This window comes from Paenibacillus cymbidii, assembly GCF_004764705.1.
GTDB lineage: Bacteria > Bacillota > Bacilli > Paenibacillales > NBRC-103111 > Paenibacillus_AN > Paenibacillus_AN cymbidii.
In genome coordinates, this window is the sequence record NZ_SHLX01000014.1 from 176,805 (window position 1) to 191,598 (window position 14,794).

The following is a 14,794-nucleotide window of genomic DNA, read 5'->3' on the forward strand; positions in this document are numbered from 1 at the left end:
ATGAAGCGAATGTATGAAGAGGCTTCCCGCAATCATCGACATTTCGGCACCGGTTGCGACCGCCGTCGAACCCATGCACAATTTTCGCCGAATAAGCCGCAAGCCGCGAACTCGACCTCGCGGCTTGCGCTCTTCAGGCACCCGCAGCGGCATACCGGTGCTGGGCATCGGGGCCAGCATACCCGGCGTTATCGAATCGCGCCAAGGCGTATTGATTAATGCCGCCCATATGGAAAGGTGGCAGGCGGTGCCGATCGGCGCCTATCTCGGCGAGAAGCGGCGGATGCCCGTCTGGGCGGACAACGAATCGCGAAATATGGCGGTGGCGGAAAAATGGTTCGGCTGCGGCAAGGAATCGAACCACTTCGTGACGATTCAGACGAAGGAAGGGATCGGCACCGGGATTATTGTGAACGGCAGCATTTATCCCGGCAAAGACAACAGGCTGCGTGCGCAAGTGCGGGAATACGCCCGGATGTTGGCGATCGGCATCGTCAACATCGTCAACGCGCTCAATCCGAAAATGATCGTGCTGCACGGCGATATTCGCCATCTCGGCCAGCCGTTTCTCGACACCGTAACGGCGATCGTGCGCAAACGCGCGCTGGTGCCGTCCAACCACCGGGTGACGTTCCGTTTCTCCAGCTTCGTCGAAGATTCGAAAATTATCGGCGCGGCATCGCTTGCGCTGAAGGAAATCGTCGGCGGCGCGCTGCTCGGCGGCGCGGACGGGAAAGCGGGGGGGGGGGGGGCGTCGAATACGACAATAACGTCATCCTCGGCAACGATTATTTCGAAAATGCGACGACCGTCGCCTGGACCGACGGGCAGCGCAAAGTGGCAGGCAAAAACAACTGGCGGAAAACGGGGATGGCATATGCGCCGGCCGAGCTGACGGGCACATTGTCCGGCGCCGATCCCGGTTTCGCCGACGCGGCGGCGAACGACTTCCGGCCGGCCGCCGGCAGCGCGCTGGTCGACGCCGGCACGGGAGCGCCGGCTTCGTACGCCGGCCACGAAGTGCCGAACGCGCTGACTCTGCCGGCATACGAGCCGCCGCAGCATACGCAACAAGCGGCCGGCAACGGTACGGCGCGCAGCGCGAACGGCGCGGCGATCGACATCGGAGCGTTCGAGCGCTAAGCGGTTCGCCAGCTGCGACGAGCCCGGGCCGGGTAATCAAAATAGCCAATGTAAAATGGCTTATTTGCCCGATTTCGCCTGCCCCGCCTGCAATAGCCAGCGGAAACATGGCTTATTTGCTCCGTCACGCCTCCAATCAGGCATTTTGGCCGGAATAGCCAGTGATTTCACTGGCTATTTCGGCTACAAGGCCTGTTTTTGACGAAATAGGCAATAAAACAGGGCCTATGTTGCAAAGACGCGAATTTGTTGGTTGGCGGAGGGAGAGCGCCGCGTTTTTTTGCAACGTGTCTGCTTGGCGAAGCCTGAACGGCCGGCGCCCGCCGACGGTCCGATTATTGGGAGTTGCCGGAAGCGCTGCAATCCACTAAAATCGGAATATCGGGAAAGGAGGCAAAAGGCACGTGAAAAAAAGCGAGGAACAGCCCTACTACGTCGTGCAATCGGTCGACCGCGTGCTGAGCATCCTGCAGGCGTTCATCGACGAGCGCGGACCGCTTGGCGTCACCGAGGTGGCAGCCCGGCTCAAGCTGCACAAAAGCGTGGCCCACCGCATGATGGCGACGCTGCAGTACCACGGCTACCTGAAGAAGAACGACGATACCGACAAGTACGACGTCGGGGCGAAAGCGTTCGAGCTTGGCTCCGTTTTCGCCAATTCGACCAATTTGATCGAAGAAGGCAAACAGGCGATGGTGCAGCTCGTCGCCGAATCGGGCATGGAGTCGAACATGGCGGTGCTCGAGAACGGTTCGGTGCTGTACCTGGCCAGCATCGAGCAGGAGAGGGCGCGAACCCGCAACGCCGCGCACGGGCAGCGCCGGCCGATTCATTTGACCGCGCTGGGCAAAAGCCTGCTCGCCTGGCTGCCGAGCGAAACGATCGCCGAAACGATGCGGGACTACGTGTTTGAACGCCGCACGAGCAAAACGATCGGCTCCTTCGAGCAGTTCGCGCGCGAGCTGCAAGCGGTGCGCGAGCGCGGCTATGCGATCGACGACGAGGAAAGCGTGCTCGGCATGCGCTGCGTGTCCGCGCCGGTGCGCGACTACACGGGCGATGTGGTGGCGGCGATCAGCATCAGCGGCACGTCGAAGCTGATTCCGTCCGACAAGACGGACGTTTACGGCGGCATGACGGTGGATTGCGCCAACCTGTTGTCGCGCAGGCTGGGCTATTCCGGCCGCTGACAACCCTGGCGTTAAGCGAAAATGGAGGTTTACACACCTGAATCGGCAGGTGTATAATTTTATTGAAATTACGAGACGTAGTCTCATAATAAGAGACAACACGAGCATGGCAAGAATGAAAGGGGAACGAACGCGATCATGGCCAAACCGCTTGTGCAAGGGGAAACGATTCGACTGGCAATGCTCGGCATGGTGGACGGCAACGGCCATCCGTACTCTTGGAGCGCAATCTTCAATGGAATGAACAAGGAATTGATGCAGCAATGCCCATTCCCGGGCATCCCGGCTTACCTCAATTTGCAGCCGCCGGAGGCGCTTTCGATTCCGGGAGCCAAGGTGACGCACGTCTGGACCGACGATCCGGCCGACGCGGAGAAAGTGTCGAAGGCGTCGCTGGTGCCGAACGTCGTTAGCCGCGCGGAGGACGTCATCGGCCATGTCGATGCCGTCATCGTTGCCACGGACAAAGGCCATGAGCATGTGGAGCGCTGCCGTCCGTTCGTCGAAGCGGGCATCCCCGTCTTCGTCGATAAGCCGCTTGTCGATAACGAACAGGATTTGCGCACGTTCTGCCGCTGGGTAGACGAAGGCAAGCCGATCATGTCGTCCAGCTCGATGAGGTATACCAAAGAGTTTGCGCCGTACCGCATGTCGACGCACAATCTCGGCAAGCTGCGGTTCGCCACGATTACGACGCCCAAAACATGGGAACGCTACGGCATTCACGCCCTCGAGGGCATGTACCCGATCATCGGACCCGGCTTCGTTTCGGTGCGCAATACCGGTTCGATCGACCGCAATATCGTTCACTTGACGCACGAAAGCGGCGTCGACGTCGTTGTCGCCGCCGTATCCGATATGTACGGCTCGTTCGGGCTGCTGCAGCTGTGCGGCACGGCCGGCAACGCGTTCGTGCCGAGCAGCGATTCGTTCTTTTCGTTCAAAGCGCAATTGGCGGCGTTCATCGACTATTTGCGCACCGGCGAGTATCCGTTCCCGTTTGCCGAAACCGAAGAGCTGATGAAGCTGGTCATCGCCGGCATCCGCAGTCGCGAGGAAGGCGGCCGCGAAGTGCTGCTGAGCGAAATTTCCGCCCGCTGATGCAACGGGATCGCCTGCCGAATGCGGCACCAATCACAAACCAGACAAGGGAGAGCAGCAGCAATGAGAAGAAGCAGAGTGCTTGAGAAATTGCGCGCCGGCGAAGTGGCGCTGTGCATCAAATTGAACCTGGCCGATTCGCGTGTGGCGGAAATCGCCGCCCTGGCAGGCTTCGACTGCATCTGGACCGACCGCGAGCATGTGGCCAACGACTGGAACGTCATCGAGAAGATGGTCATGGCTGCCAAAATGCACGACGTCGACACGGTCGTTCGCGTCGACAGAGGCGGATACAGCGATTATGTGCGTCCGCTCGAGCTTGACGCGACGGCGATCATGGTGCCGCACGTCATGAGCCTCGAAGACGCGCGCGCCGTAGTGAAGACGACGAAATTCCATCCGCTCGGCATGCGCCCGATCGACGGCGGCAACGCCGACGGCGCGTATACGCGGCTCGATTTTATGGAATATTTGCGCGTGGCCAACGAGCAGCGCTTCAACATTTTGCAGATCGAGGACGTGGAGCCGCTTGACGAGCTGGAGGAAATCATCAAGCTGCCGGGCCTCGACATGATTTTCTTCGGGCCGGGCGATTTCACCCAATCGATCGGCGAGCCGGGCAATTTCACCCATCCGAAGCTGCTGGAGACGCGCAAGCGCATCGGCGAGCTGGCGGCCAAACACGGCAAATTCGCCGGCACCGTCGGCGGCCTCGGCAATGCGGAGGAGCTGATCGGGCTCGGCTATCGGTTCATCAGTCTGGGCGCCGACGTTGTCGCGCTGAGCGGCTACTTCGACAACATCATTTCCACAATGGGCAAGCTTAGCCCCGTGGCCGGACGGACGCTGGCGCAAGCCGCTGCGCAAGGAACCGCAGGCCGCTCGGGCGACAGCATTTACGGGGGGAAATCGATATGAACGCACTCGCAAGCTTTTCGCTTCAAGGCAAGGTGGCGGTCGTAACGGGCGGTTCGGGGCTGTACGGCAAACAAATCGTGCAGGCGCTGAGCGATGCCGGGGCGACGACGTATTTTACGGCGCGGGATCAAGAGAAGCTGGCCGGGCTGGAGCAGGATTTCGCCGCGGCGGGCGTAACGGCTGCCGGGCTGCAGCTGCAGCAGGACAGCGAGGAATCGATCGTCGCGCTGAAGGACGAAGTGATCCGGCGCAGCGGCCGGGTCGACGTGCTCGTCAACAACGCGGTCGCCCGCACGATGTCGGGCTGGAACGACGACGCGGCCAAGTTCGACGAAAGCATGCGCATCAACGCCACCGGCCTGTTTCTGATGACACGCGCATTCGGCGACGTGATGGCCGAGCAGGGCAGCGGCTCGATCATCCAGATCGGTTCGATCCAGGGCATGATCGGCCCGGACGGCACGTTGTACGAAGGCTTGGGCTTCCATGGCTTCGTGCCGGACTACTTTTTCCATAAAGGCGGCATGGTCAACTTCACTCGCTTCGCGGCGAGCTATTATGGCCCGAAGGGCGTGCGCTGCAACTGCATCAGCCCCGGCGGCATCGCCTCGTACCGCACGCCGGAGGAGTTCATCAAACGCTACTCGTCAAAAACGCTGCTCGGCCGCATGGCGAACGATACCGACCTGATGGGCTCGATCGTGTTCCTCGCCTCCGACGCATCGCTGTATGTGACGGGAGTCAATCTGCCGGTCGACGGCGGTTATACCGCAAAATAAACGGCCGTTCGCGCCTGTTTCGCCGCAGCCGGCAGCAGGCGCGCCGCCGCTCTATAAGGAGAGAAGCTGATCATGCAGCAAACGAACGGTCTTTCGGTTTCCAAACTGACGCTTGGAACGGTGCAGCTGGGACTGCCGTACGGCATCGGCAACAAAACGGGAATGCCTACCCAGGAAGAGAGCGCCGCGATTCTGCAAGCCGCGCTTGACGGCGGTGTCAATTGCCTTGATACCGCCGGCGCTTACGGGAAGTCGGAGCAAGTGCTCGGCCACTTTTTCCAGGGGAAAACGAAGCCGCTGATCGTCACGAAAGTCGTACTGAAAGCGGGAACCGACGAGTCGCTGGCCACGCAATTTTTCCGCTCGGTCGAGCAGTCGCGCGCGGAGCTTGGGTACGAGTCGCTGCCGGTGCTGATGCTGCATCAGCCCGACATTCTGAAGCGGCATGGCGACGAAGTGACGGCTTTGTTCGAGGAGGCCAAAGCAAAAGGGCTGATCGAACGCGCCGGTCTGTCGCTAGGCTCGAATGTGGATGAGCAATATATGGACATCCGTCGCTATACGCAGCTGCCTGTTTATGAAGCGATCCAGGTCGCGTTCAACGCGCTCGATCATCGGCTGATCAACCATGGCTGGCTGGCCGAACTGCGCGGCTGGGGCAAAACGATTTTCGTGCGCAGCGTGTTTCTGCAAGGCTTGCTGGTTATGCAGGAGAACGATGTGCCGCCGCATCTGGCGGACGCGAAGGAACCGCTGTCCCGCTTCCGCGAGCTGGCGGCCCGGTACGGTTTGTCCGCGGCGCAAGCGGCCATTTCGTTCGTCCGCGACTTGCCGGAAGTGGACAGTCTCGTGATGGGCGCGGAGACGGCGGAGCAGGTGCAAGACAACGTGAAGCTGATCGACGGTCCGGCGATGCCGGAAGCGCTGCGCGCCGAAATCATGCAGAAACTGTCGGGGCTGCCGGAAGCCATCATCGACCCGGTCAAATGGCCGGTAAAATTCAATTGATCGCGGAAAACGGAGGAATGACGGCATGTTGAACCAGCAGGGCGAAACCCGCCCGATCGCGATTGTCGGCGGACGCGTCGTGACGCCGTACCGCATCATTCCGGACGGCGTGCTTGTCGTGAGCGGCGAGCGCATCGTTGCCTGCGGGGACCGGGCGCAAACGCCGATCCCGGACGGTGCGGCCATCGTCGACGTCCGCGGCGCGCTCGTCGGCCCCGGCTTCGTCGATATTCACGTGCACGGCGGCGGCGGCGCGCTTGCCTATCTGGACCCGGCGACGATGGCCAAGGCGCATCTGATGTTCGGTACGACGGCGATTCTGCCGACGACGTCTTATAACGAGAGCCGCGAGCAGACGCTCGAAGGCGTGCGCCGCATTATCGCGGCGATGGAGCAGCCGGGCAGCAGCATTGCCGGCATTCACCTGGAAGGGCCGTTCATCAATAAAAAATACGGCGCCATCCTCTCGCCGATCCGGCCGATCGATCGTGAGGAGTATGAGGAATTGATTGCGGCCGGCGGCAGCCGGATCAAGCTGTGGACGTTTGCTCCGGAGCTGGAAGGCGCGGCCGGGTTTGCCGAAGCGGCGGGCCGCAACGGCACGATCTTGTCGGTCGGCCATTCGGAGGCGACGGCGGAGCAGATTTTCGGCTTCGTGCGCAACGGTCTGATGATCGGCTGCCACACGACGAACGCCTGCGGCACGACGCCGTCGCCAAGCCGCTACGGCGGTACGCGCGAAGTTGGCGTCGTCGAAGCGATTCTCGTGCACGACGACATCTTCGCCGAAGTGATCCCGGACAAGGACGGCGTTCACGTCCGGCCGCTGATGCTCAAGCTTATTTTGAAGGCGAAGGGTGCGGACAAGGTAATCGTCATCACGGACGCGATGGACGGGGCTTGCCTCGATCCGGACGCGCCGTCCGATCTGAACTGGGACATCAAAAACCAGCTCGCGGGCAGCAAGCTGACGATGGACGGCGCCGTCCGCAACATGATCGATCATACGGGCGTAGGCTTCGTCGACGCGTTCAAGATGGCGGCGCTCAATCCGGCGCGGGCGATGGGTTTTGATCGCGAGATGGGCAGCCTCGAGTGCGGCAAGCTCGCCAACGTCGTTGTCGTGAACGACCGGGTGGACGTGCAGCGGGTGATGCTGCGAGGGCAGTGGGTGAAGGAGTAATTACCCGTCTTAACGGGAAAACCTCCCGCTATTTTGGCGGTTTTTAACGTAAAATCGGATTTAGCTGGAAAACCTCCCGTTATTTAAGCGCCTTCACACGCCCTAACGGGAGGTTTTCCTTTTATTTTGGCAAATCGGCGGTTCTGGCGCGAAATAGCGGGAGGTTTTCCTTCTATCACTGTCCGACGCCAAGTGCGGCGTCGGCGTTTACCTCAATATGCCAATCAGGATATAGATGAAAATGACGGCAAGCGCCGTGATCAGCAAGCCTTTGCCGGTTGCGCGCTTGTCGTCGTCGTCGCTGAACGCAAAGATGCCGCCGACGATGAGCCCCACGAGCGGGATAATCACCGTCGCCACGAACAGCAGCGCCAACGCGCAGCCGTCAGGACCGCCGCCGCTCCTTTCGCCGCTGTAGTAGGCGGTCGCGCGCCGAGGCGCGCGGATGACGACGCTGCCGCAATATTTGCAGCGGGTCGCGTCCGCCGCCAGCTTCTCGCCGCATTCGCGGCAGTGGGACGGCGCCTGCCCCCGGGATAAGATGCCGCTGAATTGTTTGTCCTCTTCGGGTGTTCCTTCCAGCCTGACTCCGCTCAAGGAACGGCTGCATACGACGCATTGCAGCGCCGTTTCCTTGTTCGCTTCCCCGCATCCCGGGCATGTTTTGACGGCCATATTAACCCTCCGAATCCATTATTTATAGTAAATGAGCTTAGTTCAACTTCATCTTCGAAAATAGGCCGCAAAAAAAATGGCTTGTTCAAAAATCATACTATTCGCGCATCCGCTTATACGGTTATGATTACGCCGGAGAAGCCCGATGGTTGCGTCCTGCGCTGCGAATATGCCGTCGAACGGGAGGCATGGCAGAATTGGATCGATCGCCTTGGACAATCGTCGGTTCGGCAACCGAAGGCCGTTAATAAGGCAGCTCCAGCAAGGCGATGGAGCGATAAGAAGCACCCGGAGGGCCACCGGCCGAGTCGAAGGCAGGTGCATGGTCCGACTGATTGCTATTCAATCCCCTGTCGGGTGTCGTTTCTTGTCGCTTTCTCCATCCGCTGCGCAGCTTGCGCAGAAGGAAATCCAATTAGTGGAACTGGTTACAGCCATTTCGGAATAGTTGCGGCGACAGGCTAGCTTTTCCGATCATTCCATTGCATAATAATGGTACTGCATGGTGATGCGTAGCGCCGGAGATGTCCTTTTTTGTTTACTTTTGTCAAGCGACTCATATACGGAGAAAATGGATATCGTTGCGTGTTCAAAAGCTGTGATCAAAAGCCGGACGGCTTTTCAGCACCGAGAAGGTTGCGAGAACCTGAAGAAGGAGTAGCGGAGTTTAGGCGATACCTAAATGAGCAACGGACTTCGAGGGTGAACGCAAGATTCGATGTCGAATAGGCTTCCTGAATAGCTTCGTGATCAAAAGCCGCTTTTTGAACAACCTCGATCGGTGAACTAGTGGGGGTGCATATGTCGAGTCATCTGCATAACCTGTTCGCGGCGGAGTTCGACTCCCTTCCCGCAACGACGCAGCAGGACGTTTATCAGGAATTTTACCATCTCGTTTACCCGATGGTCCGTTTTATCATGAAGGATCACGGAGCTACGGAAGACATTATACAGGAAGCTTTTTTGCGCGCGATTCGCAAGGCGTCCCAACTGCAGGAACAGGAAAAGGTAGCCAGTTGGTTGAAAACGCTTACGAGAAACGTCGCTTTCAATTATTTGCGCAAGTGGCGCAAAAGCCGCGGCGAGCTCGATTCGGACGAAGTGTTCGAATCGATCGAAGCGGCCTTGTCGGTGCACGAAATGCCGATCGAACAAGAAGTCGAGACGAAAATGATGGAAGAAGCGATCACCCGCTACATCCATCAGTTGAAGCCGGAATACCGGCAAATTCTCGAAATGCGGCTTGTTCACCATCTTTCCTATAAGGAAATGGCGGCTACGCTCAACGTCAAGGAAGGGATGATCCGGCACAAACTGCACCGCGCGCGCGAAGAGATCAAAAACAAGCTGCAGAAAGAATGGAACATCACCTGACGGCAGGATTGAACGGCAGCGAAGCATAGCATGCCCCGTTGTGATATAATGGCACAAACGAAGGCAAACGAAGGCGCAAGGTTGCCTTGGCTTGCCCTGCGGAAGGGGTATGGGTTTTGTTGGAGGAACAATCACGCTATGCGCTGCGCGGCAAAACGGGCGCGGCGCTGATCGCGCAGCTTAAGCGTACCGCGGTGCCGGATCACGGCATCGCGATTTGGCATTTCGGGCAGGAAAGCATGGCAGTCAAAACAAAGGACGGGACGATCGTTTATTTTGACCCGTATTTTACTTCGTCGCCCAAGCATAACTTCGCGGCGCCGCTTCGCCCGGAAGACGTCACGAACGCCGACTACGTGTTCGTCAGCCACCATCACGACGACCACCTGCATCCGGCGACGCTGCGCGGCATCGCTGCGGCATCGCCGCAAGCGCGGTTCCTGTGCCCGGTGCCGCACGTCCGGCTGCTGCTCGCCGCCGGTATCGCCGCGGAAAGAATTGTCGCTTGCCGGGCGGGAGAGCCGCTGCGGCTTGGCGCCATTACGGCGACCGGCATCGCCTCGAAGCACGAGGAGTTTATGCTCGACGCCGAAGGCAATCACGGGTTTCTTGGTTATGTGCTTGATCTGGACGGCGTCGTTTTTTATCATGCGGGCGATACCGTACCGTTCCCGGAGCTGATCGAATCGCTGCGGCCGCACCGGGTCGAGATCGCCTGTTTGCCGATCAACGGCCGCGATTTCAAACGGTTTGCCCGGCATCTGATCGGCAACATGAACTTCCGCGAAGCCGCGGACTTGACGGATGCGATCGGCGCCGACCTGGTGATCCCGATGCACTATGACTTGTTCGCGCACAATACGGACAATCCGGCGTATTTTGTCGACTACCTGCATCGCGCCTACCCGATGCAGCGGTTCAAAATGTTCGTCCCCGGCGAACGTTATTTGCATTTGTCGGAAAGAGGGGAGCGGCCATGACGATGACGGGCGGATTCGACACCGGCAAGGGCGAAGACGAGCGCGCAACCGATCGCGTGGACGAGAGGGGAGGCGAAGCGGGGGCATGCGGATTCGACACGTTGCTGCCTGCCGCTGCTCCTTGGGCGGAACGGCTGCGGGAGCTTGGCATCGCCGAACCGACGCCGGTGCAAGCGGAGGCGATTCCGCAGCTGATCGCCGGCCGGGACGCCTTGGTGCAATCGCAGACCGGCACCGGCAAAACATTGGCCTATTTGCTTCCCATGCTCCAGGGCATCGACGCGGCGTCGAAACGGACGCAAGCGGTCGTGCTGGTGCCGACGCGCGAGCTCGGCATGCAGATCGTGCGGGTCGCCGAGGCGCTGACGGCCGGCAGCGGCATCGGCGTGCAGCCGCTCATCGGCGGTGCGGCGCTGCAGCGGCAAATCGAGAAGCTGCGGCTTCATCCGCAGCTTGTGGTCGGTACGCCGGGACGGGTGCTCGAGCTGATCAAGAAGAAGAAACTGTCTATGCACGAGGTACGGACCATTGTTGTCGACGAGGTCGACCAAGTGTTCGAGCTTGGTTCGATGCAGGACGCGGAGGCGGTGATGGCCAGCGCCAGGCGCGATCGGCAGCTGGCGTTCGTGTCGGCGACGATGCCGGACGCGCTGCAGAGCGTCGCCGATCGCTGGCTGCGGACGCCTGCCGTCATCCGTCCGGGAACGGAGCGGCGCGTCGCCGATACGCTGACGCATCTGTTTTTTGTCAGCGATCGCCGGGACAAGATCGATACGCTGCGCAAGCTGATCCGCCTGTACGACCCGGTGTCGGCGATCATCTTCGTCAGCGACACCGAAGATGTCGGCGAAGCGGCGGCCAAGCTTGTTTACGGCGGGCTTGATGTCGAAGCGCTGTACGGCGAAGCCGGCAAGCAGGACCGGACGAACGTGATGAACCGATTCCGCGGCGGGCGCGGGAAGCTGCTGCTCGCGACGGACATCGCCGCGCGCGGACTGGACTTGCCCGAGGTGACGCACGTGTTCAACTTCGACACGCCACATGAAGCGGATCGCTATGTGCATCGCGCCGGCAGGACAGGCCGGATGGGGCGCAGCGGCACCGTCGTTTCCATCGTGGAGGAGCGCGAGCGTTACGTCATCGAGCGGCTGGCGAAGCAGCTCGGCGTTACATTCGCGGAGAAAGCGATGTACGCGGGCAAAGTAGTTGCGCCCGAGCAGAATCGCAGCGCCGCCGCGAAGCGGGCGCGGGCGGAAGCGCGCGAGCGGAGCGAAGCCGGCGGGAGCGGCAGCGGCGCGGAAGCGCGTGCGCGAGGCGAAGCCGGCGGCGGGAGCGGCAGCGGCGCGGGAGCGCGTGCGCGAGGCGAAGCCGGCGGCGGCGGGAGCGGCAGCGGCGCGGGAGCGCGTGCGCGGGGCGAAGTCGGCGGCGGGAGCGGCAGCGGCGCGGGAGCGCGTGCGCGGAGCGAAGCCGGCGGCGCTGCGGCGCAGCGCAAAAGCGAGCGGGAGCGCGACCGCAAGAACAAAGGCGCGCCGCGCTGGCTGAAGCAGAAGCAGCAGCAGGCAGCCGAAGAGAGCAAGCGCCCTTAGCGGTCGGCGGATCGCCTCCGTCAGAGCCGACAAAAAAACAATAACAGGAAAACCTCCTGTTATTATTGGCGGAATCGCCTGTTTGGCCGATTTAACAGGAAAACCTCCCGTTAAAATCGCGCAAGATGCCGCTAAACGCGTAAATGGGTCAAAATAGCAGGAGGTTTTCCTGCTATCTTCCTGAAACGGGCCCAAACCGCCAAATTAGCGGGAGCTTTTCCCGCAATTTTGGGCCACGGGCACCGGCCAAAGCCGGCGCGCAACAGACAAATACACTACTCCGTCAAAATAGCCCATAAAAAATGGCTTATTTGCCCCTTTTTTCCCGCCTGATCGCAAATAGCCAGCAAAAACACTGGCTATTGCAACCTGGCAACCCCAAATCGCACCTTTTCAGCGAAATAGCCAGTGAAATCGCTGGCTATTTCGTTGCCAACGCGCGTTTTTACCGAAATAGCCCATTAAACATGGCCTATTTCCAAGCAGCGATTCGCTTCATGCGGCGGGAACACCCATTTCTAGGCGAGGAGGGCAACCGAGTTGAAACGATTGTTGTTCGCGCTGTTGACGCTGGCGTTGTTGCTGGCGATCATCGCATTCGGCATCATCCGTTACATCAAACCGACCGAAACCCTCGATTTGCAATACAAGGAGCTGTCCATCGGCGCCAAAGTGACCGAGATGATCGTGAAGCGGCAATTTGCCGTCGAGTTGACCGAAGCCGATGTCGAGAACATTGTCAAAAAACAGCTCGCCGAGCAGCCGCAGCTGTCGCCGGACATGCGGCTCACCGGCGCGCGGGTCGAGTTGGCGGGCAATCGCCTGAATATCGCCGCCAACGTCCGCTACAAAAATAAAATTCCGGCACAAGTAAGCGCCGTATACGACCTGCAATGGCAGGAGCCAAATTTGCATATCGTCTTCCGCGACGCCCGCATCAAAAGCATATCGCTGCCCAGGTCGCAATTCGATCCGCAGCCGATCGACGTCAACCTGAACGATTTGCTGCCGAAAGCAGTCGCCGTCAAAGACGTCAAATTTAACGGCGAAGGCGTGCACGTCGAGCTGAAGCTGCGCTAACGACGCGCCGATGCCCTTCAGCGCTGCCGACGCCTTCTGCGCGCTGCCATTGTCGCGCTGCACGTCCAAAAAAACCGGCCCGCCGGGGAATCTCCCCAGGCGAAGCCGGTTTTTTGTCGGGATCGGCGCTATTTCTTGCGCTTCGGCGCGTACGCCGGGTAGTTGATTTCGCCGGTGTCGAGCTTGCGAAGCTCGTCGGCCGTCCAGCCGGCGAGGTAGTTCGTGCCGGTCACGCCGGTGAACTTGAGCTGCCGCTTCGCCAGCAAGTCCGCGTGCAGCTGCGGCCAGTCGCTTTCGGTCAACTCCTTCAGCTTCTTGCCGCCCTTCAGCTGGCCCATCAGAAACCCGATCGCCTCGGCGGCCATCATCGTATTCGGCTGGATCCGCGCGCTGCCGTAGGCGATGGCGGAGGAGCCGACATTTTTGCCGGCCATGACGACGTTGTCGTAGCCTTTCAGCAGGAAGCTGCGCAGCGGCATCCCGTACTTGTCCGGCCGCCCCATCTCGATGCCCCACTTGTTCGCGCTTGTCCCCTGCAGGTCGAGCGGATAACCCGAGATGCTCACGTTGTCGTAAAACATTCGCCCGCCCAGCATGTCCGACACTTTCAGCACGTAATCCGTTTCGTAATGATTGTATTCCCGGATGTACGGGTAGGAAGGAAACCCGTTTAATTCCGCCTGGCCCCAACCCGGATACGATTTGCGGAAATGGTCGAGAATACGCGGCATTTCCTTCTTGCCGAGCTCCATCGCTTCGGCGACGGACGCGTCGTTCGCGGGATCGACGGTATACACCAGCAGCGCGTTGATCAGCACGTCGCCGTCGCGCTGGTTGACCGCGTTCAGGCCGCGCAGAAACACCCGGTCGTTCGACGGTTTGTAGGCGCTGGTGACGCCAGTAAGCCCGATCGCGAAACTGCCACTGACCGTGCAGCAGCCGAACCGTTTGTTCCGCTCGGCGTCCGGCAGCCCGTTGATGCCGCTCATGAACGCGTTCCAGTCGACATGCTTGAACTTCATCATGAAGCCGGCGCTCATGTATTCGATGTTGCTCTGGCCGTAGAAAGCTTCCAATCCCGGCATCCGCACCGCCTGCAAGCGCGAGACGAGCGCCGCGAAGTCGCTGTTTTCCACCCAATAAGAAGCTTTTAGCCGTTTGCGCGCGCCGCTCTTGTCGGTGTAGGCGACGGCGGCGATCGTTTGCTCGCCGGCCGTTCGGCCCGGCGCCGCCTCGACCTTGTCCAGCTTGATCCCGGATTCGATCGGAATGCCGGCGGCCAGTTTCGCATAATACGCTTCGAACTCCGGCAGCTTGCGGATTTTCGCGTTCAGGAAGCCGCTAAACAGCTCCTTGGACAACCCCTGCACAAGCGAACGCCCCGCCGCGTCCTTCGTTTCGTCGAGGAACAGCATTTCCCCCTGCAGCACCTGACCGCCAACCTTGTCGCGCGGATCGATCACCTTGACCGTCAATCCGGCGTCCGCTGCCGCGCGGGCCAAATACATCCCTTCGATTTCGCTGCCGATCAGTGCGACGTCGACCGTCTCCGTCGGCGGCTCCGGCGTCGGCGTTTGCGTCGGTGCCGAAGTCGGCGTCGGTGCGGTCGATGCCGATGCCGAAGGAAGCGGCGAGGCGCTGCCCGTTGCCGCACTTTCCGGCTTGTCGTCGCCCCGTTTCAGCAGCCATTGCGCAGACGCCAGCACCACAATCAGCGCGACAACGATCGTTCCTATTCCGAGAAGCTTCTTCTTGCCGCGCATACCATTCCCTCTTT

At 60.4% G+C, this 14,794-nt stretch carries 14 protein-coding genes; 12 read left to right on the forward strand and 2 right to left on the reverse strand.

The window, feature by feature from the left end; translation table 11 throughout:
• Positions 1-13 precede the first annotated feature (13 nt).
• The 8 genes from EXY20_RS20020 to EXY20_RS20055 all read left to right on the forward strand — a co-directional run bounded on the left by EXY20_RS20020 (position 14) and on the right by EXY20_RS20055 (position 7,322).
• Positions 14-895 (forward strand): ROK family protein, encoded by an 882-nt coding sequence (locus tag EXY20_RS20020; RefSeq protein WP_135553875.1) that lies wholly within the window; start codon positions 14-16, stop codon positions 893-895.
• Complete coding sequence (locus tag EXY20_RS20025) at positions 871-1,143, forward strand: hypothetical protein (protein ID WP_135553876.1); 273 nt, start codon at positions 871-873, stop codon at positions 1,141-1,143. The genes EXY20_RS20020 and EXY20_RS20025 overlap by 25 nt, the downstream gene beginning before the upstream one ends.
• A 404-nt stretch (positions 1,144-1,547) precedes the next feature.
• Positions 1,548-2,333, forward strand: coding sequence for an IclR family transcriptional regulator (locus EXY20_RS20030; RefSeq protein WP_135553877.1), 786 nt, complete (start codon positions 1,548-1,550; stop codon positions 2,331-2,333).
• Between the two features lie 138 nt (positions 2,334-2,471).
• Positions 2,472-3,434, forward strand: a complete 963-nt coding sequence (locus EXY20_RS20035; RefSeq protein ID WP_207671303.1) for a Gfo/Idh/MocA family oxidoreductase — start codon at positions 2,472-2,474, stop codon at positions 3,432-3,434.
• A gap of 63 nt (positions 3,435-3,497) precedes the next feature.
• Positions 3,498-4,352 carry an HpcH/HpaI aldolase family protein gene (locus EXY20_RS20040; protein ID WP_135553878.1) on the forward strand — a complete coding sequence of 285 codons (855 nt, stop codon included), beginning with the start codon at positions 3,498-3,500 and terminating at the stop codon, positions 4,350-4,352.
• Entirely contained in the window at positions 4,349-5,131 is a 783-nt protein-coding gene (locus EXY20_RS20045; RefSeq protein WP_135553879.1) for an SDR family NAD(P)-dependent oxidoreductase, read from the forward strand. The genes EXY20_RS20040 and EXY20_RS20045 overlap by 4 nt, the downstream gene beginning before the upstream one ends.
• A gap of 72 nt (positions 5,132-5,203) precedes the next feature.
• Positions 5,204-6,139 carry an aldo/keto reductase gene (locus EXY20_RS20050; RefSeq protein ID WP_135553880.1) on the forward strand — a complete coding sequence of 312 codons (936 nt, stop codon included), beginning with the start codon at positions 5,204-5,206 and terminating at the stop codon, positions 6,137-6,139.
• Between the two features lie 25 nt (positions 6,140-6,164).
• Complete coding sequence (locus EXY20_RS20055) at positions 6,165-7,322, forward strand: N-acetylglucosamine-6-phosphate deacetylase (RefSeq protein ID WP_135553881.1); 1,158 nt, start codon at positions 6,165-6,167, stop codon at positions 7,320-7,322.
• A gap of 207 nt (positions 7,323-7,529) precedes the next feature.
• Here the strand turns inward: EXY20_RS20055 and EXY20_RS20060 are convergent, their stop codons facing one another.
• The gene (locus EXY20_RS20060; protein WP_135553882.1) at positions 7,530-7,997 is read right to left on the reverse strand and encodes a double zinc ribbon domain-containing protein; all 468 of its coding nucleotides are present in this window, start codon (positions 7,995-7,997) and stop codon (positions 7,530-7,532) included.
• A gap of 801 nt (positions 7,998-8,798) precedes the next feature.
• On the opposite strand from EXY20_RS20060, the gene EXY20_RS20065 reads away from it, so the two are divergent.
• The 4 genes from EXY20_RS20065 (at position 8,799) to EXY20_RS20080 (ending at position 13,017) form a co-directional block, all read left to right on the forward strand.
• On the forward strand, positions 8,799-9,371 hold the full coding sequence (locus EXY20_RS20065; RefSeq protein WP_135553883.1) for an RNA polymerase sigma factor: 573 nt from the start codon (positions 8,799-8,801) through the stop codon (positions 9,369-9,371).
• Positions 9,372-9,490: 119 nt separating this feature from the next.
• Positions 9,491-10,351, forward strand: coding sequence for an MBL fold metallo-hydrolase (locus EXY20_RS20070; RefSeq protein WP_235886106.1), 861 nt, complete (start codon positions 9,491-9,493; stop codon positions 10,349-10,351).
• Complete coding sequence (locus EXY20_RS20075; RefSeq protein ID WP_235886107.1) at positions 10,348-11,937, forward strand: DEAD/DEAH box helicase; 1,590 nt, start codon at positions 10,348-10,350, stop codon at positions 11,935-11,937. The genes EXY20_RS20070 and EXY20_RS20075 overlap by 4 nt, the downstream gene beginning before the upstream one ends.
• 540 nt (positions 11,938-12,477) lie before the next feature.
• The gene (locus EXY20_RS20080; RefSeq protein WP_135553884.1) at positions 12,478-13,017 is read left to right on the forward strand and encodes a hypothetical protein; all 540 of its coding nucleotides are present in this window, start codon (positions 12,478-12,480) and stop codon (positions 13,015-13,017) included.
• Between the two features lie 128 nt (positions 13,018-13,145).
• Here EXY20_RS20080 and EXY20_RS20085 read toward each other — a convergent pair whose 3' ends face one another.
• On the reverse strand, positions 13,146-14,780 hold the full coding sequence (locus EXY20_RS20085; RefSeq protein ID WP_135553885.1) for an FAD-dependent oxidoreductase: 1,635 nt from the start codon (positions 14,778-14,780) through the stop codon (positions 13,146-13,148).
• Positions 14,781-14,794 lie beyond the last annotated feature (14 nt).